The organism is Pseudomonas sp. SAR267, from assembly GCF_052077595.1.
GTDB classification, from domain to species: domain Bacteria; phylum Pseudomonadota; class Gammaproteobacteria; order Pseudomonadales; family Pseudomonadaceae; genus Aquipseudomonas; species Aquipseudomonas vlassakiae.
In genome coordinates this window covers 2,294,256-2,315,286 of the sequence record NZ_JBQIHU010000001.1, presented here as the reverse complement: position 1 = coordinate 2,315,286, position 21,031 = coordinate 2,294,256, and the positions used below count along the sequence as shown (strand labels likewise).

Annotated in this window: 22 protein-coding genes and 1 tRNA gene; 10 read left to right on the top strand and 13 right to left on the bottom strand. The window is 64.0% G+C overall.

Features of this window, described 5'->3' with window-relative positions:
* Nucleotides 1-22: 22 nt before the first annotated feature.
* From selA to ACTORR_RS11135, 3 genes are all read left to right on the top strand, one after another.
* Nucleotides 23-1,450: an L-seryl-tRNA(Sec) selenium transferase gene (selA, locus tag ACTORR_RS11145; protein ID WP_286934003.1), complete on the top strand. Its 1,428-nt coding sequence runs from the start codon at nucleotides 23-25 to the stop codon at nucleotides 1,448-1,450.
* Nucleotides 1,447-3,369, top strand: a complete 1,923-nt coding sequence (gene selB, locus ACTORR_RS11140) for a selenocysteine-specific translation elongation factor (RefSeq protein WP_099814610.1) — start codon at nucleotides 1,447-1,449, stop codon at nucleotides 3,367-3,369. Before selA ends, selB begins: the two co-directional genes overlap by 4 nt.
* 6 nt (nucleotides 3,370-3,375) lie before the next feature.
* Nucleotides 3,376-3,471, top strand: a tRNA-Sec gene (locus ACTORR_RS11135).
* Nucleotides 3,472-3,481: 10 nt separating this feature from the next.
* On the opposite strand, the gene ACTORR_RS11130 is transcribed toward ACTORR_RS11135, so the two are convergent.
* The gene (locus tag ACTORR_RS11130) at nucleotides 3,482-4,468 is read right to left on the bottom strand and encodes an asparaginase (RefSeq protein ID WP_099814611.1); all 987 of its coding nucleotides are present in this window, start codon (nucleotides 4,466-4,468) and stop codon (nucleotides 3,482-3,484) included.
* Nucleotides 4,469-4,540: 72 nt separating this feature from the next.
* Nucleotides 4,541-5,983: an alanine/glycine:cation symporter family protein gene (locus ACTORR_RS11125; protein WP_054886534.1), complete on the bottom strand. Its 1,443-nt coding sequence runs from the start codon at nucleotides 5,981-5,983 to the stop codon at nucleotides 4,541-4,543.
* Nucleotides 5,984-6,162: 179 nt separating this feature from the next.
* Here ACTORR_RS11125 and ACTORR_RS11120 point away from each other — a divergent pair, with 179 nt between their 5' ends.
* Nucleotides 6,163-6,972 (top strand): helix-turn-helix domain-containing protein, encoded by an 810-nt coding sequence (locus ACTORR_RS11120; protein ID WP_054886535.1) that lies wholly within the window; start codon nucleotides 6,163-6,165, stop codon nucleotides 6,970-6,972.
* A gap of 5 nt (nucleotides 6,973-6,977) precedes the next feature.
* Here the strand turns inward: ACTORR_RS11120 and ACTORR_RS11115 are convergent, their stop codons facing one another.
* Together ACTORR_RS11115 and ACTORR_RS11110 are read right to left on the bottom strand one after the other, a co-directional pair.
* Nucleotides 6,978-7,775: a TSUP family transporter gene (locus ACTORR_RS11115; RefSeq protein WP_262108808.1), complete on the bottom strand. Its 798-nt coding sequence runs from the start codon at nucleotides 7,773-7,775 to the stop codon at nucleotides 6,978-6,980.
* A 15-nt stretch (nucleotides 7,776-7,790) separates the two neighbouring features.
* On the bottom strand, nucleotides 7,791-8,852 hold the full coding sequence (locus tag ACTORR_RS11110; RefSeq protein ID WP_286933999.1) for a hypothetical protein: 1,062 nt from the start codon (nucleotides 8,850-8,852) through the stop codon (nucleotides 7,791-7,793).
* A 236-nt stretch (nucleotides 8,853-9,088) separates the two neighbouring features.
* Here ACTORR_RS11110 and ACTORR_RS11105 point away from each other — a divergent pair, with 236 nt between their 5' ends.
* Nucleotides 9,089-9,973, top strand: coding sequence for an NAD(P)-dependent oxidoreductase (locus ACTORR_RS11105; RefSeq protein ID WP_262108811.1), 885 nt, complete (start codon nucleotides 9,089-9,091; stop codon nucleotides 9,971-9,973).
* Nucleotides 9,966-10,898, top strand: a complete 933-nt coding sequence (locus tag ACTORR_RS11100; protein ID WP_286933998.1) for an NAD-dependent epimerase/dehydratase family protein — start codon at nucleotides 9,966-9,968, stop codon at nucleotides 10,896-10,898. The genes ACTORR_RS11105 and ACTORR_RS11100 overlap by 8 nt, the downstream gene beginning before the upstream one ends.
* Before the next feature lie 114 nt (nucleotides 10,899-11,012).
* Here ACTORR_RS11100 and ACTORR_RS11095 read toward each other — a convergent pair whose 3' ends face one another.
* Nucleotides 11,013-11,456 (bottom strand): winged helix-turn-helix transcriptional regulator, encoded by a 444-nt coding sequence (locus tag ACTORR_RS11095; RefSeq protein ID WP_441343634.1) that lies wholly within the window; start codon nucleotides 11,454-11,456, stop codon nucleotides 11,013-11,015.
* Between the two features lie 61 nt (nucleotides 11,457-11,517).
* Here ACTORR_RS11095 and ACTORR_RS11090 point away from each other — a divergent pair, with 61 nt between their 5' ends.
* The gene (locus ACTORR_RS11090; RefSeq protein WP_409520996.1) at nucleotides 11,518-12,753 is read left to right on the top strand and encodes an MFS transporter; all 1,236 of its coding nucleotides are present in this window, start codon (nucleotides 11,518-11,520) and stop codon (nucleotides 12,751-12,753) included.
* Here the strand turns inward: ACTORR_RS11090 and ACTORR_RS11085 are convergent.
* The 5 genes from ACTORR_RS11085 to ACTORR_RS11065 form a co-directional block, all read right to left on the bottom strand.
* Nucleotides 12,741-13,424: an OmpW/AlkL family protein gene (locus ACTORR_RS11085; protein WP_054886541.1), complete on the bottom strand. Its 684-nt coding sequence runs from the start codon at nucleotides 13,422-13,424 to the stop codon at nucleotides 12,741-12,743. The two genes, ACTORR_RS11090 and ACTORR_RS11085, sit on opposite strands and share 13 nt — an antisense overlap.
* 109 nt (nucleotides 13,425-13,533) lie before the next feature.
* A complete protein-coding gene (locus ACTORR_RS11080; RefSeq protein WP_371263258.1) occupies nucleotides 13,534-14,010 on the bottom strand; it encodes a DUF3299 domain-containing protein in 477 nt (158 codons plus the stop codon).
* A 144-nt stretch (nucleotides 14,011-14,154) separates the two neighbouring features.
* Nucleotides 14,155-15,420: an ABC transporter permease gene (locus ACTORR_RS11075; RefSeq protein ID WP_286934044.1), complete on the bottom strand. Its 1,266-nt coding sequence runs from the start codon at nucleotides 15,418-15,420 to the stop codon at nucleotides 14,155-14,157.
* The gene (locus tag ACTORR_RS11070) at nucleotides 15,420-16,130 is read right to left on the bottom strand and encodes an ABC transporter ATP-binding protein (RefSeq protein ID WP_313364288.1); all 711 of its coding nucleotides are present in this window, start codon (nucleotides 16,128-16,130) and stop codon (nucleotides 15,420-15,422) included. The genes ACTORR_RS11075 and ACTORR_RS11070 overlap by 1 nt, the downstream gene beginning before the upstream one ends.
* A gap of 2 nt (nucleotides 16,131-16,132) precedes the next feature.
* Nucleotides 16,133-16,708 (bottom strand): DUF2796 domain-containing protein, encoded by a 576-nt coding sequence (locus ACTORR_RS11065; protein ID WP_262108815.1) that lies wholly within the window; start codon nucleotides 16,706-16,708, stop codon nucleotides 16,133-16,135.
* Between the two features lie 131 nt (nucleotides 16,709-16,839).
* On the opposite strand from ACTORR_RS11065, the gene ACTORR_RS11060 reads away from it, so the two are divergent.
* The gene (locus ACTORR_RS11060; protein ID WP_054886545.1) at nucleotides 16,840-17,178 is read left to right on the top strand and encodes a hypothetical protein; all 339 of its coding nucleotides are present in this window, start codon (nucleotides 16,840-16,842) and stop codon (nucleotides 17,176-17,178) included.
* 126 nt (nucleotides 17,179-17,304) lie between these two features.
* Here ACTORR_RS11060 and trxA read toward each other — a convergent pair whose 3' ends face one another.
* Genes trxA through ACTORR_RS11045 form a run of 3 tightly spaced genes read right to left on the bottom strand, consistent with a single transcriptional unit; the run spans nucleotide 17,305 to nucleotide 19,321 of the window.
* Nucleotides 17,305-18,177, bottom strand: coding sequence for a thioredoxin (gene trxA / locus ACTORR_RS11055; protein WP_286935131.1), 873 nt, complete (start codon nucleotides 18,175-18,177; stop codon nucleotides 17,305-17,307).
* A 31-nt stretch (nucleotides 18,178-18,208) separates the two neighbouring features.
* Nucleotides 18,209-18,868, bottom strand: a complete 660-nt coding sequence (locus ACTORR_RS11050; protein WP_054886547.1) for a class I SAM-dependent methyltransferase — start codon at nucleotides 18,866-18,868, stop codon at nucleotides 18,209-18,211.
* Nucleotides 18,869-19,321 carry a YbaY family lipoprotein gene (locus ACTORR_RS11045; protein ID WP_286935132.1) on the bottom strand — a complete coding sequence of 151 codons (453 nt, stop codon included), beginning with the start codon at nucleotides 19,319-19,321 and terminating at the stop codon, nucleotides 18,869-18,871.
* 105 nt (nucleotides 19,322-19,426) lie between these two features.
* Here ACTORR_RS11045 and nrdR point away from each other — a divergent pair, with 105 nt between their 5' ends.
* Both nrdR and ribD read left to right on the top strand, forming a co-directional pair.
* Complete coding sequence (gene nrdR / locus ACTORR_RS11040; RefSeq protein WP_054886565.1) at nucleotides 19,427-19,891, top strand: transcriptional regulator NrdR; 465 nt, start codon at nucleotides 19,427-19,429, stop codon at nucleotides 19,889-19,891.
* A 2-nt stretch (nucleotides 19,892-19,893) separates the two neighbouring features.
* Entirely contained in the window at nucleotides 19,894-21,024 is a 1,131-nt protein-coding gene (ribD, locus tag ACTORR_RS11035; protein WP_054886549.1) for a bifunctional diaminohydroxyphosphoribosylaminopyrimidine deaminase/5-amino-6-(5-phosphoribosylamino)uracil reductase RibD, read from the top strand.
* Nucleotides 21,025-21,031: the final 7 nt, after the last annotated feature.

Sequence of the window (21,031 nt, the reverse complement as noted above, 5' to 3'; positions counted from 1 at the left end):
CCCGTCCAAGGTAGTACTCTGCATGCCCTCCAGCCTAGCCAGCGACACCCTGCGCCTGCCCTCCATCGATACCCTCCTGCGCCACCCGGCCTGCCTCCCGCTGATCGACCGTCACGGCCGCGACGCCGTCCTGAGCACCTTGCGCCAGCTGCTCGACGACCTGCGTGACCCTGCCCGCAACGGCGAACTCAGCGCCACCGAACTGGCCCCTGAAATCCTCCTCGGTCGTGCTGGCGAACGCCTCTCGATCCAGCAACGCAGCCAGGTCCGCCGCGTGTTCAACCTCACTGGCACCGTGCTGCACACCAACCTGGGTCGCGCGCTGCTGCCCGAGGAGGCCATCGAGGCCATGCAGACCGCCGCCCGCTATCCCCTCAACCTGGAGTTCGACCTGGCCACCGGCAAGCGCGGCGACCGTGATGACCTGATCGAAGGCCTGATTCGCGAGCTGACCGGCGCCGAGGCCGTCACCGTAGTCAACAACAACGCCGCTGCCGTGCTGCTGGCGCTCAACAGCCTGGGCGCGCGCAAGGAAGGCATCATCAGCCGTGGCGAACTGATCGAGATTGGCGGTGCCTTCCGCATTCCCGACATCATGGCAAGAGCCGGGGTGAAGCTTCACGAAGTCGGCACCACCAACCGCACCCATGCCCGCGACTATGAAGCCGCCATCGGCCCGCGCACCGGCCTGCTGATGCGCGTGCACTGCAGCAACTACAGCATTCAGGGCTTCACCCATCAGGTACCGACTGCCGACCTGGCGCGTATCGCTCACCAGCATGACTTGCCACTGCTCGAAGACCTCGGTAGCGGCAGCCTGCTTGACCTCACGCGCTGGGGCCTGCCCGCCGAACCGACGGTGCGCCAGGCCTTGGCCGATGGCGCCGATATCGTCACGTTCAGTGGCGACAAGCTGCTGGGCGGCCCCCAGGCCGGGATCATCGTCGGTAGCAAAGCCCTGATCGCCAGGATCAAGAAGAACCCGCTCAAGCGCGCACTGCGGGTCGACAAGATCACCCTCGCCGCACTCGAGGCGGTGCTGGCGCTATACCGCAACCCCGACCGCCTGGCCGAACGCTTGCCGAGCCTGCGCCTGCTGACCCGCGGCCAGGCCGAGATCCAGGCCCAGGCCGAACGCCTGGCTCCCGAGCTCAAGGCGCACCTTGGTGAGCAATGGCAAGTCGGCGTCGAGCCGGCGCTGGGCATGATCGGCAGCGGTAGCCAGCCAGTGGCGCGGCTGCCCAGTGCGGCGCTGTGCCTGCGCCCGCTGGTGTCGAAGAAGCTGCGCGGGCGCAGCCTGCATGTGCTGGAGCGTGCCTTGCGCGACCTGCCGGTACCGGTGCTTGGGCGCATCGCTGGCGACGCCCTGTGGCTCGACCTGCGCCAGCTCGACGATGAAGCCCAATGGCTGGCGCAGTTGCCGGCCCTGCAACTTGGGCCCGTGCAATGATCGTCGGCACCGCCGGCCACATCGACCACGGCAAGACTGCGCTGCTTCAGGCCCTTACCGGCCAGGCCGGGGACCAACGCCAGGAAGAGCGCGCGCGTGGCATGACCATCGACCTCGGCTACCGCTACGCGGCGCTGGCCGAGGGGGCTGCCTTGACCGGCTTCATCGATGTGCCGGGCCATGAGCGGTTCATCCACAACATGCTGGCCGGCGCCCATGGCATCGACCTGGTGCTGCTGGTGGTGGCCGCCGACGATGGGGTGATGCCACAGACCCGTGAGCACCTGGCGATCATCGAGCTGCTGGGGATTCCCCAGGCGCTGGTGGTGATCAGCAAATGTGACCGGGTCGAACCCGCTCGTTTGGCAGAGGTGCAGGCGCAGATCAGGGAGTTGCTGGCAGCGGGGCCTTATGCCAAGGCACGGCAGTTCCCCGTGTCGAGCATCACCGGGCAGGGTATCGAGGTGTTGCGTCGGGCCTTGCTAGAGGCCGAGGTGCGGGTGCGTCAGCGCAGCGCACGCGGGGGCTTTCGCCTGGCCGTCGATCGCGCCTTCGCCGTGACCGGCGCCGGGGTGGTGGTGACCGGCACGGCACTGGCCGGGCGTGTCAGTGCCGGCGACACGTTGCTGCTGGGCAAGGCCGGCAAGCCGGTACGGGTGCGTGGCTTGCACGCGCAGAACCAGGTGGCGTTGGTAGCCGAGGCCGGCCAGCGGGTGGCGTTGAACATTAGCGCCGAGCGCCTCGCGGTAGAGCATGTGCACCGAGGCGACTGGCTGGTGCCGGAATGGCTGCATGCGCCCAGCTTGCGAGTCGATATCGAACTTTGCCTGCTTCCCGGTGAAACCCGCCTGTTCGAGCATTTCAGTGCGGTACATGTGCACCTTGGTACTCAGGATGTGACGGCACGGGTGGCCTTGCTCGAAGGTGAAACCTTGGCCGCTGGCCAGCGCATGTTTGCCCAGCTGCTGCTCAACGCACCGTTGCAGGCGGTACATGGAGACCGCCTGGTGCTGCGCGACCAGCGTGCCCAGCGCACCCTGGGCGGCGGCAAGGTGCTCGACCCGTTCGCGCCCAGTCGGCAGCGCCGCAGTGAACAACGCCTGCGCCAACTGCAGGTGCTGCGTGATGCCGATGGCCTGGAGGAGGCACTGCCGGCCTTGCTCGCCAGTGCGCTTGGGGGGCTCGACCCGCAGCGCCTGGAGCGCCAGTTCAATCGCCAGCGCGATACCTGGCTGTTGCCCAATGATGTGTTGGTGGTAGCCACGCGCCAAGGCCCGCTGCTGTTTGCCCAAGGCCAATGGCAAGCGCTGAGGCAGCAGGTGCTGGAGCAACTGGCGCGCTTCCATGAGCAGGAGCCTGACCAGCTCGGCCCGGACCGCGACCGCCTGCGCCGCTTCGCTGCCTTGCCGCTTGAGCGCCCGGCGTTTGTCAGCTTGCTCGATGAGCTGCTCAATGACGAAATGATCGCCAGCAGCGGTCCGTGGCTGCATTTGCCTGATCACAAGGTGCAGTTGAGCGCCGTCGACAGCGCGCTATGGGAGCGGCTGCAGCCGAAGTTGCTCGCAGGGGAATATGACCCACCTTGGGTCCGGACGCTGGCCACCGAAGAACATTGCGCGGAGGCGGATGTGCGCCTGTTGCTGCGCAAGCTGGCCCGGCTGGGCCTGGTACATCAGGTGGTGCGCGACCTGTTCTATCCTGAGGTAACGCTAAGGCGCATGGCAGAGCTGCTGCTGCGGCAGGCTAACGACACGCCAGTAGTGCAGGTTGCTGCGTTTCGCGATATGTTGGGCATCGGTCGCAAGCGCAGTGTGCAGATTCTCGAATACTTCGACCGTATCGGGCTGACCCGTCGGGTGGCTGACCAGCGCTACATCCGCGCCGACAGTGCCCTGGCCCAGCAGCAGGCCAGGCACTGAGTTCAAGGAAGGCAATCGCGCCCGGTGGCGCGGCCGGGCTTCAAACCCGGTTGGGGACGGCAGCCGTTCCCGGGCAGGTTCGACTCCCGCTGCCTTCCGCCATTTTCCGCTTTCAGGCCCGCTCGCCGCAAAGGTCCAGCGCGAACCATTGCTCCACCGCGTCTACATCCAGCCCCGCACCCAGTAGCGCAAACATCTTGCCCAGCGCCGCTTCGCGGGTCATGCCGCCAGCGCTGACCAGTCCAGCCGCGCGCAGGCGGTTGCCTGCCGCATAGGTATCGAACACGACCGAACCTTCGGGGCACTGGCTGATGGCTGCCAGCAGCACACCACGCTGGCGCGCTGCACGCAGCACTTCCAGCAGCGCCTGATCATCCGACGGGCCGGTGCCACTGCCATAGCATTCCAGCAGTAACCCTTGCACGCCGCTGTCGAGCAAGCCCTTCAGATGCCCGGCTTGCAGGCCTGGGTACACCGGCATCACCGCCAGGTTGACTGGCTGACGCTGCTGGCGATAGTTCAGGGCGGCAGGCAATTCGGCGGCACGCTCGCCTCCACGGTGGCGCGGCAGTGCAGCGAAGGCGTCGAAGGCCTCGCTGCGCAGCTTCGAAGCCCGGCAGCCATGCAGCAGCTGGCCATGGAAGTACAGCTGCACGCCAGCCTCCAGGCCCTGTTCGAGCAGGCGCAAGGCCCCGCACAGGTTGCCCCAGGCATCGCTGCCCGGCGCGCCAGCCGGCAACATCGAGCCGGTCAGCAGTACCGGCACCGGCAGGCCCAGCAACAGGAACGACAGCGCTGCGGCGCTATAGGCCAGGCTGTCGGTACCGTGCAGCAGCAGCACACCGTCATGGCCGGCGTCCACCGCCGAGACGATGGCATCGCGCATCGCCAGCCAGTTGTGCTGCTGCATGTTGGCGCTATCGAGCAGCGGGTTCATTTCCTGCAGTGTCCATTGCACCTGGGGCGCGTCGGTCAACTGGGCCAGGTGTTCGCGCATCCGCGCGTCGAAGCCGCCAGCCGGCGCAAGGCCTTCGGCGGTTTCGAGCATGCCGATGGTGCCACCGGTGTAGAGCACGAGAAGATTCTTGACAGCACGCATGGAAAGCATCCGTAGCGGTGAGCGGAGGTGAAGCAGCCGCCCACGGACGGGGCGGCCAGGCAGGGGAGGATATCAGCGCTGCGTCTGAACTTGGCCAGCGGCCGCGTCAGTGGCGGTTTCCGCCTGCGGATTGGCAGGCCAGGCGTTACGGTCCAAATCCAGGTCGGCGAATTTCGACGAATCGAACACCGGCTGCTGGATGCCGGCCTTGCGCTGTTCGTCGTAGTCGCGCATTACCCGCAGGCCGACTTTGAACAGCAGCGCCAGGGCCACCAGGTTGACGAAGGCCAGGCAGGTCATGGTGATGTCGGCGAAGGCGAATACGGTCGACAGGTCCTGCATCGAACCCCATACCACCAGCGCCAGTACCAGGGCGCGGAATACCAGCAGCACTACGCGGTTGCGGCTGAGGAACTGCAGGCTGTTTTCACCCAGGTAGTAGTTGTAGAGGATGCAGGTGAACACGAACAGCGACAGTGCCACGCTGACGAACAGGCGGCCCCAGTCGCCGACCACGGCGGCCAGCGAGTTCTGGGTCAGGACGATGCCGTCACCTTCGAAGCCCGGGGTGTAGAAGCCCGACAGCAGGATCAGCAGCGCGGTGCAGGTGCAGATGACGAAGGTGTCGAGGAACACGCTGAACGCCTGGACCACGCCCTGGGCGCCCGGGTGTTTCACAGCGGCCACGGCAGCCACGTTTGGTGCACTGCCCAGGCCCGCTTCGTTGGCGAACACGCCACGCTTGACGCCCATGACGATGGCGCTGCCGAGCAGGCCACCGAACGCCGGGTCAAGGCCGAATGCGCTCTTGAAGATGGTTTCCAGCATGGCGGGCACGTGTTCGATCTGGGTGCCGATCACGTACAGGGTCACGCCGATGTAGGCCAGGGTCTTGACCGGTACCAGCAGGTCGGACACTGCGGCAATGCGCTTGATGCCACCGATGAAGGTGATGGCCAGCAGCACGGCAAGGACGATGCCGGTGTGCTTGGGGTCAAAGGCAAAGGCATTCTGCAGCGAGTGGGTCACGGTATACGACTGCAGGCCGATGAAGGCGAAGCCATAGGTGACCAGCAGCAGGATCGAGAACAAGATGGCCATGCTCTTGAGCTTCAGGCCGTGCTGGATGTAGTAGGCCGGGCCGCCACGGTACAAGCCGTCGCCGTCAGCGCGCTTGTAGACCTGGGCCAGGGTGCATTCGAAGAAACTGCTGGCCATGCCGACCAAGGCAGTGACCCACATCCAGAACACCGCGCCTGGGCCACCCAGAGTCACGGCGATACCGACACCGGCGATGTTACCGGCGCCAACGCGGCCGGCGAGGCTCAGCATCAGGGCCTGGAAGGAGCTCAGCTGGCCTGCCTGGCCACGCAGCGATTCCTTGAATACAGCAAACATGTGGCCGAAGTGGCGGAACTGGACGAACCGCGAACGGATGGTGAAGTAACCGCCGAGACCGACGATCAGCACGATGAGGAGTTTCCCCGAAAGGAAATCGTTGAGTGCTTCGAGCATTGGAAAATGACCTCGATTCTTATTCTTCGCATGGAATGAACAGCGGACGGCAGGCGTATCGCTGTTCGTTGGCGCGCATGGTTGGCCATGACAAAGGTGGTTACAATTTCGCGGGTTGCTCTAATTTGGTGCGACTTGATGCTACACTGGCGTCAATCGCGTCACCCGAGCCCCTAAGCATGAGCGATCATTTCGCTACCAACCTCAAACTGGCGTGCAGCCATTACCGCTCTATCTCCGAAGTTTGCCGCCAGCTGTCGATAAACCGCGCGCAATTCAACAAGTACCTGAGCGGGCAGAGCCGTCCGACGGCTTACAACCTCAAGCGCATCGGTGATTTCTTCGGCGTTGAAGATTACGAGCTGAACTTGCCGCCTGAGCAGTTCAGCCGCCTTATCGGTGCCCGTGCATCGACACCGGCCGAGCAGAGCGGTGACCCGATCAGCGAACTGTTCCGCCCGCTGCACGATCACGCGGGTAATCTGTCGCGTTATTGCGGCTACTACCTAGAATACTCCAACTGCATGTCCGTCCCGGGCACCATCCTGGTGTCGTTGGTGCACCTGTGGGAGGAGCGTGGCCGCTATTTGTTCGAGCGCCAGGAACGCCAGGAGCGCTCCAGTGCCACCGACCCACATGCCGAGGTGCGTTGCCGCTACCTGGGGGCGGCGTTCCAGTTGCAGGACCGTATGTTCCTGGTCGACTACGAATCGTTGACCTTCAACGAGATGAGCCAGACCATCCTGATCCCCAGCTTCAAGAGCCGCATCACGCGCCTGAACGGCCTGAAGGCCGGGGTCTCCAGCGGCGATCGGCGCAACCCGGCCTGCACCCGCGTGGTGTGGGAGTACCTGGGGGAGGAGATCAACCGCATCAATGCCTATCGGCAGGTGAGGTTGTACCAGCCGGATGATCCACGGATCGATGACGATGTGCGTGAGCGGTTGAGTGTTGGGCCGTTGCGTAACAGCTTGTTCGAGATTGAGTGAAATATTTAGTGCAGCACTGTGTAAGCGCGCAGCCATTCACCTACCGGATGACCGTCACCCAGCAGCAACTTCGTCGCCATCAGGCAACACACCGTGATCAACAGTGGCTTGATCAGTTGCGGCCCGAAGTAGAGGGCGCAACGAGCGCCGAGTTGAGCACCGAGGATGGCGCAGGCTGCCATGGCCAGCGCCAAAGGCCAAATGATGGCCCCACCGAAGGCAAATACTGACAACGCTCCAAGGTTGCAGGATGCATTGAGCAGTTTGCTGCTGCAGATTGCCTGCATGAGGTGCTGCCCCAGCAGCAACGTGAAGGCGACCATGAAGAATGAACCGGTACCCGGGCCAAAAATACCGTCATAGAAACCAATGCCTGGCGCTACCACGAGCGCGAAGCACAAATACGACAGCCGCCGCTTACGGTCCTGGTCCTCAAGCTTGGGGCTGAGTGCAAAATAAGCAGCGACCGCTATCAGCAAGAGCGGCACAATTGCTTCCAGGACCGCTCTGTCGAGCAAGCTGATCGACAAGGCGCCTGCAACACCACCTGCGAATGACAGCAAAGCCATTGGCCAGTCTGTTCGCCATTGGATCATTCGCTTGCGGGCGAACGCCCAGACTGCTGAAGAACTGGCCGAGGAGGCCTGGAACTTGTTGGTAGCCATTGCCGCCAGCGGATCGACTCCAGCAATGAATAACGCCGGAAGCGTGAGTAAACCACCGCCGCCTGCGATGGCGTCGAAGAAGCCTGCCAGCAATGCAGTGGCGGCAAGGATCAACAAAGTTGAAGTTTCGATTTCCATATTTGTTATTCCGTCTTATCCGCGAACGACGAGTGGGTCTGATTGAAGTACCAGAGGCTCCGCGTGAGGTGCATATGCAAACAGCCGAACCAGAAGCCTCCTGTTATCAAGAATGGTGTCCCGAGAATGCAGGGCCTGGCTGTTGTTGATCAAAAGCGCTGAGCTTGAGTCCAGCACAAATACTTTGGCTTCTATTTCGCTGACTAATCCCGCTAATGCCTTAAGTGCGTGCTGCGCAGGGATTGAAGCCTCTGAGTCCAACGAGTAGCGGTAAGTGCTGTAGCGCAAGGCAAACCCTTCCATTCTGTCGAACTGCAATATGGAACTTGCACGAGGAGGCGGGCTGTCGTCCTTGATGAAGCATTCGCTTCGGCTGAAGCGAAACGAGCGTGATGTGAGCGCAAGTGCCTCGATACCGTTCAGTCTTCTAATGGCTCCGCGCATGGGTGTTAACCGTGTCGGCTCGCGCTGAGGGTTCCATCTTGCGGTCAGGATAAGTGCGCTCGGTGCTGGTGAGTGTTCGTCTTCAGCCTTGACCGAACAGTTGTAAGGGGGTTCTGTATGGGGGCCAAGGCTGACGCCTGCATGGGAGCTCAATTCGGCCGTTCGGTCTTGTTTTTCCTCAACAAGCGGGACCTTTCCACCACCTTTGAAGTTACCCACAAGACGCGTTTGTCTCCCCTCGTTATCGATATCAAATGCGAAGGATTGGTATCCGACGAGACTCAGCAGAATCTGATGTCTGGACGCCAGATAAATAATAGCGGGCGCAGTGTTGAGGTTCCCATGTGGCGGCATTACATCAGGGAGTGGGTCACTGGACAATGGCAGCATGTTGCAGAACTCAATTGCGCAAACCTGGCCGGATGTGAATGCATCAAGAAGTCTCTGCTGTCGAGCTGTGATCTCCTGTTTCAGCCGCTCAGCATAGTGTCTGGATAACGCTGCAGTGCCTGAAGCATCAGGCCCCCCCTCAGCGGCCACACGAAGGCACGCTTCATCCAGTCTACGAGCTTGATCTGGCTCGAAGTTGAAGTGAGCAACATCGTGTAATTCTTCGCTATAGCCCGCAGCCATTGTTTTGTCCTTGCCTGTAGGGATTCTGTGAAACTTTCAAAGATACGGGAGCTATTTAGGCAACTTTTTTTGATGTTGGATGCAGGACCTGGCTACTCGAAGGTGTAGGAATATTCCTGCGAGGTGGTGGCTCCAAGGCGCATTAGTAGCGGCGCACCCTAGGGTTGGACTTCCCCGCCCGGAAACCGCAAAATGGCTCCTTTCCTTCTATCAACCTGTTCGGATCTGCTGACTCTATGCGTATGCGCCTGATGCTGTTGGGTGGTGGCAATGCCCTCGGGCAAGCGCTGATTCGTCTCGGGGCCGAGGAGGACATCGCATTTCTGGCACCGCGCCCGCCGGAGAACGGCTGGGCCCCGGCCAGCCTCACTCAGCTGCTTGACGATCATCGCCCCGATGCCCTGGTCAACCTGGCCTATTACTTCGACTGGTTCCAGGCCGAGTCGGTCAGCGACCAGCGCCTGGCCCAGCAGGAGCGGGCGGTAGAGCGGCTGGCGGAGTTGTGCCAGCACCACCAGATCACCCTGGTGCAGCCTTCCAGCTACCGGGTGTTCGACGGTTCGCGGGCCACGGCCTACAGCGAAAAGGACGAACCGGTCCCCTTGGGCCAGCGGGGCCAGGCCTTGTGGCGTATCGAGCAGAGCGTGCGTGCGGCGTGCCCGCAGCATGTGCTGCTGCGCTTCGGCTGGTTGCTGGACGAAAGCATTGACGGTGTTTTGGGCCGCTTCCTGACCCGAGCCGAGCAACCCCAGGAACTGCTGCTGGCCGATGACCGCCGCGGCAACCCGACGCCGGTCGACGACGCCGCGCGGGTGATCCTGTCGGTGCTCAAGCAGCTCGATTGCAGCGCGCCGCTGTGGGGCACCTACCACTACGCCGGTAACGAGGCGACCACGCCGCTGGCACTGGGCCAGGCAATCCTCAGCGAGGCCGGGCAGTACCGTCAGCTGGCCGTGCAGGCCCCGACCGCGCAGGCCCATGCCGCACGGCCGGATGCCAGCGAGGAGCCGCAGCACGCGGTACTGGCCTGCAAGAAAATTCTTCACACCTTCGGCATCAAGCCGCGTGCCTGGCGCGCTGGCTTGCCGCCACTATTGGATCGATTCTACCGCCATGGCTGATGCCCCCATCCTGATCACCGGCGGCGCCGGCTTCATTGGCTCCCACCTGTGCGATGCGTTGCTGGCCAAGGGCTACGCCGTACGTATTCTCGACGACCTTTCCACCGGCAAGCGCGATAATCTGCAACTGGATAACCCGCGCCTCGAACTGATCGAAGGCGATGTGGCCGACGCCGCGCTGGTTCAGCGTGCCGCCGCCGGTTGCGCTGCCGTGGTCCACCTGGCCGCGGTGGCGTCGGTGCAGGCGTCGGTCGAAGATCCGGTGAAGACCCACCAGAGCAACTTCATTGGCACCCTCAATGTGGCCGAGGCCATGCGCGTGCATGGCGTGCGCCGCGTGCTTTTTGCATCGAGCGCAGCGGTTTATGGCAACAATGGTGAAGGCGAGTCGATTGCCGAGGAAACGCCCAAGGCGCCGCTGACGCCCTATGCCGTGGACAAGCTGGCCAGCGAGCAGTACCTGGATTTCTACCGCCGTCAGCATGGCCTGGAGCCGGTGATATTCCGCTTCTTCAACATCTTCGGCCCGCGCCAGGACCCATCCTCGCCATACTCGGGCGTGATCAGTATCTTCAGTGAACGGGCGGTCCAAGGGTTGCCGATCACCGTGTTCGGTGATGGCGAGCAGACCCGGGACTTCCTCTACGTCGGGGACCTGGTGCAGGTGATGGTGCAGGCGCTGGAGCAGCCGCAGGTGGAAGAGGGCGCGGTGAACGTTGGCCTCAACCAGGCCACTTCGCTGAACCAGATGCTCAAGGCGCTGGAGCAGGTGGTGGGCAGCCTGCCAGCGATCAGTTACGGCCAGGCGCGCTCCGGTGATATTCGCCATTCGCGGGCGGACAACCAACGCTTGCTGGCGCGTTTTGCATTCCCGCAGCCGACCCCGATGGTCGAGGCATTGGCCAAGCTACTCGGCAAGGCTTGAGATAGCTGGGGCCGCTTTGCGGCCCTTTCGCGACACAAGGCCGCTCCTACAAGGGATCTCGGTCTGTGGTAGGAGCGGCCTTGTGTCGCGAAAGGGCTGCGAAGCAGCCCCAGCTCACGTATGCCGCACAACCTTGCGTAGGCAATCCTCCGCCGCGAGCAGTCTGCCATCTTCGGCCCGCACCTGCAGAATCCCGACTGGCCGCCCCTTGGCACTGTCCACCAGCTCCGACCGCGCTTCCCCCGCCTCGAACAGAAACCGCTCCCCCCACTGGCGCAACCCCACCACGATCGGAAACACCGAGCGTCCTTTCTCGGTCAGCACGTATTCCTTGTAGGCACTGCCATCCGACGCCGGCTGCAAAGCCAGCAGCCCACTCTCCACCAGCCATTTCAGCCGTGACGCCAGGATGTTCTTCGCCAGCCCCAGGTTCTTCTGGAACTCGCTGAAACGGCACAGGCCATCGAAGGCATCACGCAGGATCATCAGCGCCCAGCGGTCACCCAGCACTTCCAGCGCCCGGGCCACAGGGCATTGAGCATTCACTTCATCGAGCATTGGCAGCACCTGCATGATTCATCTGGTTGCAGATTAAAACCACATTTGCTAAATATCCATCATGTGGTTTCAATTTGAAACCAGGTGCGTAGGAGTCAGCCCGATGAATCGCTGGATAACCCTGTTGCTTGCCGCCACCTGCGCCATGGCAGTGGCCACGGTCTATTTCGCCCAGCCTCTGCTCGAGTCGATCGGCAGTGACCTGGGGGTGGCGCAGCGACAGATCGGTTGGGTAGTCGGTGCGACCCAGGCGGGTTATGCCCTTGGGCTGATCCTGATCGTACCGCTGGGCGATCTGATCGAGCGCAAGCGCCTGCTGCTGGTGCAGCTGCTGGTTGCCGCTTTGGCCCTGGTCGGTGTTGGCCTCGCACAGGACTGGCTTGTTCTGCTGGCAGCCTTGGCCCTGGTCGGGCTGATGGCGGTCATGGTGCAGGTGATGGTCGCCCACGCCGCCACCCTCGCCACCCCTGCCAGTCAGGGCCAGGCGGTTGGCACGGTCACCAGCGGGATCGTGCTGGGCATCCTGCTGGCGCGTCTGGTCTCCGGAGCACTCGCCGACCTGGCCGGATGGCGCAGTGTGTACTTCGTGGCGGCGGCACTGCTCATGCTGATGGCCGTGGTGCTCTGGCGCTGGCTGCCAGCGAGTCGGTTACCTGCACAACGACCTGGCTACCTGCGACTGATTGGCTCTTTGTACGCCTTGTATCGCCACGACAGTCTGCTGCGCCGGCGTGGGTTGCTCGGCCTGCTGATCTTCGCTGCGTTCAGCGTCCTGTGGAGTGCCATGGTGCTGCCCCTGAGTGCACCCGCGCTTGCGCTCAGCCATACCGAGATCGGCCTGTTCGGCCTGGCAGGTATCGCCGGCACCTTGGCGGCGTCGCGGGCCGGGCGTCTGGCTGATCGAGGGTTGGGCGAGCGCACCACCGGCCTGGCGCTGGCGTTGTTGACGCTGTCATGGCTGCCGACGGCCTTCGTCGGCCAATCGCTGACTTTGTTCGTGCTGGGTGTGCTGATGCTGGATTTCGCCGTGCAGGCGGTGCATGTCACCAACCAGAGCCTGCTGCTGGCGGGGCGTGGGGCGATGGCCAGCCGCTTGATCGGCGCCTACATGTGTTGCTACTCGATTGGTAGCGGCCTGGGCGCAGTGCTGGCGAGCTGGGTGTATGCGCGCTGGGGCTGGACCGCAGTATGCGGGCTGGGGATGGTGATCAGTGGGTTGGCACTGGGGTACTGGTCTTGGGGGCAACGAGAAAGGGCGACCGAAGCCGCCCTGCCGTGTTCAGGTCAGAACTTGTAGCCAAGGCCGACCATGTACACCCATGGGTCGACATCGACGTCGACCTTGGTCTTGCTGTAGCCCAAGGCGGTCGGGCCGTTGACGCTGGCCTTGGTGTCGATGTCGACATACCAGACCGAGGCGTTCACCAGCAGGTTGTCGGTGATCATGTAGTCCATGCCCAACTGGCCGGCGATACCCACCGAATCCTGCAGCTTGAGGTTGCTGAAGCCCTGTTGCTTGCGCTCGCTGGTCAGGTCTTCATCGAAGAACAGGGTGTAGTTGATGCCGACGCCAGCGTAGGGCTGGAACTTGGAGTTGGGCTCCATCGGGTAGTACTGCACGGACAGGGTCGGTGGCAGTTGCTTGATGTCGGCCAGCTTGCCGTCCAGCCCGCCGCCCAGGCCCTTGACGCCTACGCTGTGCTTGAACGGGGTCGCGGCCAGCAGCTCCAGGCCGATGTGGTCGGTGAGCATGTAGGCGAAGGTCAGGCCCAGCTGGGTGTCGCTGTCCAGGGTCGCCTTGGTGCCCGACACCTTGTTGCCGTCGAATTTCAGGTCGCCGCTGCTTTCGTTCGGCGCAGTGGTAATGGCACCGGCGCGGACGATGACATCACCCGCCTGGTGGGCGTGGGCAACAGGGGCGGCGAGCGCAAGGGCCACAAGCGAGGCGCCGAGCAAGGACTTGTTCATGGAAGCTCCCAAAGGACGTGAGTAATCGAATAGTCCAATGGTACGGAGCTGGCTAAACGGAATGTTTGACCCAGCTCAAAGAAGCGTCGTCATGAATCCGACACAGTTCTCACTTGAGAACATAAGCGTATATTTTCTCCGCTTCCATCTGGTATCCGGCGTCGGCCAATTCGCTGCTGGAGGCTCTAACCTGCATCTTTCCCTCGATCCAGTAGGGCTGATAGAGGTCCTCCACGCGCACACCCATTTCGCTGGAAACATGCACGATCTGATTCGACGGCGGCGGTGGCACATGGATGCAGGCGCCGTAGTAGGGCACCAGCAAAAACTCTGTGGTGCGCCCCTCTTCGCTCACCTCCAGCGGCACGATGTAGCCCGGGATCTTGACCTGCTGGCCGTCGAGGCTTTTCACCACTGGGGCATCAGGTGCCTGCTGGCGTGCAGCTGGGGCCGACTCGGCCGACAGCGCATCGCTCAACTGCGACATGTCGTGCAGCGGTGCCAGTTGTGGCGGGATGACCGGCGCGCCTTCGGGGATCAGCGCAGGCCAATCCAGCTCTTTGGGTTCGGCGGCCCACAAGGGCATCGACACTGTCAGCAGCAGGATCAACCCTATCTGCAGTGCTCGCCTGTTCGCGGCCCCTCTGCAAGAGTTGAGGCCTGCGCAGAACCCTGTGGGAGCGGGTTTACCCGCGAAAATGGCAGTGAGGTGCTGGATCATTGCACGGACTCAGAGGTGAATGGACAGGCCATCGGCCAGCGACTGCCGATAGGCACGCCAGGCCGGTACGCTGCCCATCAGCAGCGCAGCGCCAAGGATGATGGCCAGCAATGTCCATTCATGTGCGCTGGGCAAGGCCAGAGGCAGATACAGCCCGTAGTTGGCCTGAACGTAGCCCTGGGCCAGGGCGATGCCCGCGTACAGCAAACCCAGCCCCGCTGCGATGCCGGTGACGGCCAGGGCTAACGCTTCCAGCACCAGCAGCCCGGCGATATGCCATGGCCGCGCGCCCACCGAACGCAGGATCGCCATTTCCCGGCGGCGTTCGTTGAGGCTGGTGAGAATCGCCGTGAGCATGCCGATCAGGCCGGTCAGCACCACGAACAACGAGACCACGAACAACGCCTGCTCGGCAGTGCCCATCAGGCTCCACAGCTCCTGCAAGGCCACCCCAGGCAGGATCGCCAGCAACGGCTCGTTGCGATACTCGTTGATCTCGCGCTGCAGGCTGAAGGTGGCGATCTTGTTGTTCAGGCCGAGCATGAACGCGGTGATGGCCGCTGGCTGCAGGTCCATGGTCCGCGCCTGTTCGGCACTGATGCGCCCGGCACCACGAGCCGGCACGCCGTTGTGCCAGTCGATGTGGATGGCCTCCATGCCGCCGAGGCTGATGTGCAGGGTGCGGTCGACCGGCGTGCCGGTGCGCTTGAGCACGCCGACCACGGTGAACGGCTTGTCGTCATGCTTGACCAGGCTGATCGCGGCGACACCGTGCGCCAGTACCAGCTTGTCGCCAAGCTTGTAGTGCAGCGCGTCGGCCACTTCGGCGCCGAGTACCACTTCGAACGGGTCGCTGGCGAATTCACGGCCCTGGCTCAGCTGCAGATGCTGCTTGCGGCCGTACTGGTAGTGGCTGAAGTAATCGGTGGTGGTCCCCATCACCCGGTAGCCACGGTGCGAATCGCCCAGCGAAATCGGGATCGCCCACTTGACCCGTGGGTCCTGGGCGTAGTGCTGGTAGCTGTCCCAGCGGATGTTGTTGGTGGCGTTGCCGATGCGGAACACCGAGTACAGCAGCAGGTTCACCGACCCCGAGCGGGCACCGACGATCAGGTCGGTGCCGCTGATGGTGCTGGCGAAGCTGGCGCGCGCTTCGGTGCGCACCCGTTCGACCGCCAGCAGCAGGCATACCGACAGGGCGATGGCGAAGGCGGTGAGGAAGGCGGTGAAACGGCGGTTGGCCAGGCTGGCCAGGGCTAGGCGGGGCAGGTACATCAGGCCTCCCGGGGCTTGGCGGCGTGGTTGAGTTCGGCCAGGGACAGGTGACGGTCGAACAGCGGTGCCAGGCTCTGGTCATGGCTGACGAACAGCAGGCTGGAACCGGCCGCGCGGCATTCGTCGAACAGCAGGCGGATGAAGGCCTCACGGGTGTCGGCATCCAGTGCCGAGGTCGGCTCGTCGGCGATCACCAGTTCCGGCTGGCCGATCAGTGCGCGAGCAGCCGCAACGCGCTGCTGCTGGCCGATCGACAGGCTGTCGGCACGCCGTGCGAGCAACGTCGGGTCCCCCAGGCCCAGGTGCGCAAGCAGCTCGCTGGCGGCCTGGTCGACGCTGCCGTGGCGCTGGATGGCCCGTTCGGCGCGGCTGCGCGAGAAGCGGCAGGGTAGCTCGACATTCTCGCGCACCGAGAGGAACGGCAGCAGGTTGAACTGCTGGAAGATGTAGCCAGTGTGGTCGACCCGGAAGCGGTCACGTGCCCCCTGGCCGAGCAGGGCGAGGTCCTGGCCGAGCAGCTGGATACGCCCCTGTCCCGGCCGGTTGACCCCGCCGAGCAGGCCCAGCAGGGTGGTCTTGCCACTGCCGCTGGGGCCCTTGAGAAACAGCGCTTCGCCGGCCTCCAGGCGGAATGCCGGGATATCCAGCAGCGGCGCCTGGCCGGGCCATGCGAACACCAGACCTTGCAGTTCAATCAACGCCTGGCTCATTTTCAGAATGCAACCACAGCCTTTGCGGGCGAAGTTTCGACGCCTTTCTGGCCGTTCGGGCCAATCAATTGCACATTGATCTTCTGCGTGGCCGGGAAGGCTTTGTACAGCGGGGCGAGGTCGATCTGGGTGAGCTTTTCCGGGGTGGCGCAGGTCAGCTGATAGTGGGCATTGATGTCGCTGTGCACGTGGCCCTTCTCGTGTTCATCACCGTCGTCGTCAGCCTTGGCCGCGTCGCCGAACAGCGGGCTTTCCAGTTCTTGCTGGTCTTCCTTGCAGCCGGCGGACGAGGCCAGGGCAAACAGCTTCAGGGGTTGTTCGAGCTGCTGGCGCACCGCGGCAACCTTGGCCTTGTCGGCATCGCTGCTGGCCATGTGCTCGAAGCCGACCAGGTTCATCGCCGGGCTGTCCAGCTCCAGCTCCAGGGTGTTGCCGTCGAGCACGGCGTTGAGCCTGGCCACACCATGCTCGTGGGCGCCGAGGGTACCGTGGGCGTGATCGTGGTCATGTTCGTCGTGGGCGTGGGCCACGGCCAGGGGCAGCAGGGCGAAGGGCAGGGCGAGCAGCAGACGACGCATGAACGACTCCGGGAGCGGGCTGGAAGATTGGGTTATGTTATAACAACTTTTCTTGGCGCCGCCAGCCTGCGTGGCGCAGGTTTCATGTTGCGGTAGCATGGCTGCATTGACTTGAGCTCAAGGAACGCATCGTGAGAATTCGTGGACAGATTGGTGACTGGCCGGTGGACCTGACCATCGAGCTGGAGCCGCAGGAGTGGGCGCAATTGGGGCGGCAGATCGAGGTGCCAGTGGCTGAGCCGGTAGCTGCAGCGGCAGCTGCGCCGCGCCAGGATGATGGGCAGTGGCACGCGGCGTGTGAGGTGCTGCGCCTGGCCGGGCAGATGAGCGGGCCGGAGTTGCTCGATCGGCTGGAAGGGCTGGCCGGCAGTACGGCGGCGGGCAAGCGGTTGCTGGTGCGCTTGCGGCACAGCAGTGAGGTGAAGGTGGAAAGTGGCGTGGATGCGCCGGTGTATCACTGGGTGGGGTGAGGTTCTTTCTGGGGCTGCTCTGCAGCCCTTTCGCGACACAAGGCCGCTCCTACAAGGGCACGCGGTCTCGTGTAGGAGCGGCCTTGTGTCGCGAAAGGGCCGCAAAGCGGCCCCGGCAACCCCAACTCAGAACATGGCCGAAGACAGTCGACGGCGGTAAACACCCACCAGCGGATGATCACTGCCCAGCAGCTCGAACACCTGCAGCATCGCCTTCTGCGGCAAGCCGTTCTCATACCCACGATTACGCTGGAACAGCTTCAGCAACCCGTCCAGTGCCGCTTCATACTGCTGACGCGCCAACTGCTGAATGCTCAGCTGGTAGGTCGCCTCATCATCCTGCGGGTTCTGCGCCAGGCGGCTCTTCAAGTCGGCTATTTCCGGCAGGCTGGCGGCCTGGCGCAGGAAGGTCAGCTGGGCCTTGGCACCGGCCAGTGCAGCCTTGTGCTCATCGGTCTTGACCGCGTCCAGCACCACCTGGGCTTCACCCAGCTCACCGCGTTCAGCCAGGCAGCGGGCATAGTAGATCAGTGCTTCAGCATTGCTGTTGTCTTCACCCAGCAACGCTTGCAGCAGGGCCTCAGCCTCGGCGAAGCGGCTTTCGGCGAACAGCGCCTTGGCCTGTTCCAGCGGCGAAGCGGCTGGCGCGGCCGGCAGCTGTACATGTGGCTCGAGCATGGCGCGGATCGCCGACTCCGGCTGCGCACCGGCAAAGCCGTCAACCGGCTGGCCATCCTTGAACAGCACCACGGTCGGCAGGCTGCGGATGCCGAATTGGGCGACTACCTGCTGCTCGACGTCGCAGTTGATCTTGGCCAGCAGCAGTTCGCCCTGGTAACCCTCGGCGATCTTTGCCAGCAGCGGCATCAGCGCCTTGCACGGCGCGCACCACTCGGCCCAGAAGTCCACCAGCACCGGCTTGTGGAAGGAGTTCTCGATCACCAGTTGCTGGAAGGTGGCATCGGTGGCATCGAAGATATATGGGGTGTCCTGGCTCATCGCGACTCTCGCAAATCCGTGAATGGCACCACTATAAAGGCTCGCGGCTGGCATGGTACAGGCTGACCCGGCGGAATTCGTGCGGTTCGGCCAGGTCTGGCAGGGTCAAGGCGTCCAGCACGCCAAGCTGCTGGTACAGCGGGTGGCTGAAATCACGGACACGTGAGTCGGCCACCAGTGCCTGGCGGCCTCGGCCAAGGAAGGCATCGAGCAGCGGCAGGTTGGCGCGGTCGTAGAGCACGTCGGCGACCAGGATCAGGTCGAAGCGGTCGGCTTCGGCGAAAAAATCGCTGCTGTAGCCCAGCTCGACATGGTTGAGCATGGCGTTGGCACGGCAGGCTTCCAAGGCCAGCGGGTCAAGGTCACAGGCGACCACTTCCAGCGCCCCGGCCCGGGCTGCCGCGATCCCGGCTATGCCGGAGCCGGCTCCGAAGTCCAGCACGCGCTTGCCGGCGACCCACTCGGGGTGCGCCGCCAGGTAGCGGGCCATGGCCAGGCCGCTGGCCCAGCAGAAGCTCCAGTACGGTGGTTCTTCGAGGATGCGCCGGGTTTCTTCGCTGCTGAAGGCGCGGTCCATGTTCTGATCATCGATCAGCCACAGCTTCAGCTCGCACTCTGGTAGATGGCTGACGACCAGCCGCGCTTCACCGATCAGGCCGCTGAGGGCCTGTTGCAGGGCAAGCGGCGCCACTTACGGCATCTTCTCGAAGCGCAGCGGGCCGGTGGCCTGGGTCTGGGCCTGGAGGATCCGCACGGGGGCCAGATGCATGATCAACTGGCCGGAACTGCTGGCGCGGCCGCGCAGCTCGACGCGGGCGCCGGCCGGGAAGGCCTCGGGGTTGAAACGCAAGTGATACGGCAGGGCCTGGCCGGTGCCGGTCAGGTTGCTGCTGGCCAAAAGCTGTTGCGGGCGGTCGCGGTCGTCGATGACCAGCAGCGCCAGCTCGACGTCGGCGCCGGCGGGGATTTCCAGCAAGGTGCCGCTCAATTCACGCTGATAGGCCGGCAGCGGCCCAAGCGGTTCGGCGTTGTTCGCCACCTTGGCCACTGCTGGTGCGGGGGCTGCTTCAGGCTTGGGGCGGTCACTGCCGCAGGCGGCGAGCAGGGAAGCGCAGCACAGCACGACGAGCGCACGAAGATGCATGGGTAGGTCCTTCACGGGCAGAATTGTATGGATGTTAACCCCTTTGGCTTGTCTTGCCAGTGCAATGCGCTACCATGGCCCTCCCTTTTTTTGTTGCCTGCCACCATGCACTGTCCCTTTTGCGGTGCCAACGACACCAAGGTCATCGACTCGCGTCTGGTCGCCGAGGGCGAACAGGTGCGCCGCCGCCGTGAATGCGTCGCCTGCGGCGAGCGCTTCACCACCTTCGAAACCGCCGAGCTGGTGCTGCCCCGGCTGATCAAGCAAGACGGCACGCGCCAGCCTTTCGATGAAGAGAAGCTGCGTGCCGGCATGCAGCGAGCGCTGGAGAAGCGCCCGGTCAGCATCGAGCGCCTGGAAGCGGCGCTGGCGCATATCAAGAGCCGCCTGCGCGCCACTGGCGAGCGCGAGGTCAAGTCCCTGGTGGTAGGCGAAATGGTCATGGCCGAGCTGCGCAAGCTCGACGAAGTGGCTTATATCCGCTTTGCCTCGGTGTACCGGCGCTTCCAGGACCTCGACGAATTCCGCGAAGAAATCGACCGCCTGGCCCGCGAGCCGGCCAAAGAGTGAGCATGCCCAGCCAGACCGCGATCCTCGACGCCCATTACATGGCCCGCGCGCTGGAGCTGGCGCGCAAGGGTGTGTACACCACCCACCCCAACCCGCGAGTGGGTTGCGTGATCGTCCGCGATGGCGAGGTGGTCGGTGAAGGCTGGCACGTGCGTGCCGGCGAGCCGCATGCCGAAGTGCATGCCCTGCGTCAGGCCGGCGAACTGGCCCGTGGTGCCTGCGCCTACGTGACCCTGGAGCCGTGCAGCCACCATGGCCGCACGCCGCCGTGCGCAGAGGCGCTGGTCAAGGCTGGCGTAGCCCGGGTGGTCGCGGCCATGCAGGACCCCAATCCGCAAGTCGCAGGGCAAGGCCTGCGGCGCCTGGCAGAAGCCGGCATCGTCGTGGCCAGCGGCGTGCTCGAAACCGAAGCCCGCGCCCTCAACCCTGGCTTCCTCAAACGCATGGAACACGGCCTGCCATTCGTCCGCGCCAAGCTGGCCATGAGCCTGGATGGCCGCACCGCCATGGCCAGCGGCGAAAGCCAGTGGATCACCGGGCCGGCTGCCCGCTCGGCAGTGCAGCGCCTGCGCGCCCGTTCCAGTGTGGTGCTGACCAGTGCGGCCAGCGTGCTGGCCGATAACGCGCGGATGACCGTGCGGGGCAGCGAACTGGGGCTGGACGCCGAAACCACCGCCCTGGCACTGAGCCGCACGCCGTTGCGCGTTTTGGTCGACGGTCGCCTGCGTTTGCCGCTGGACGCGCCGTTCTTCCAGGCCGGCCCGGCGCTGGTGGTCACTGCCGTCGCAGATGACGTGCGCTATGCCGCTGCCGGCCATGAACTGCTCAGCCTGCCGGGCGACAATGGCCAGGTAGACTTGCCGGCGCTGCTGCAGGCGCTGGCCGCCCGCGGCGTCAATGAGGTCCTCCTGGAGGCCGGTGCCAGCCTGGTCGGCGCCTTTGCCCAGCTGGGCCTGATTGACGAATACCAGCTGTTCGTCGCCGGCACATTCCTCGGTTCCCAGGCCCGGCCGTTGCTGGACTGGCCGCTGCAGAAGATGAGCCAGGCACCACGGCTGAAAATCACCGAAATGCGCGCAGTGGGCGATGACTGGCGGGTCACGGCCATCCCTCTGCCGGCGCCCGGCGTATAATGCCGGG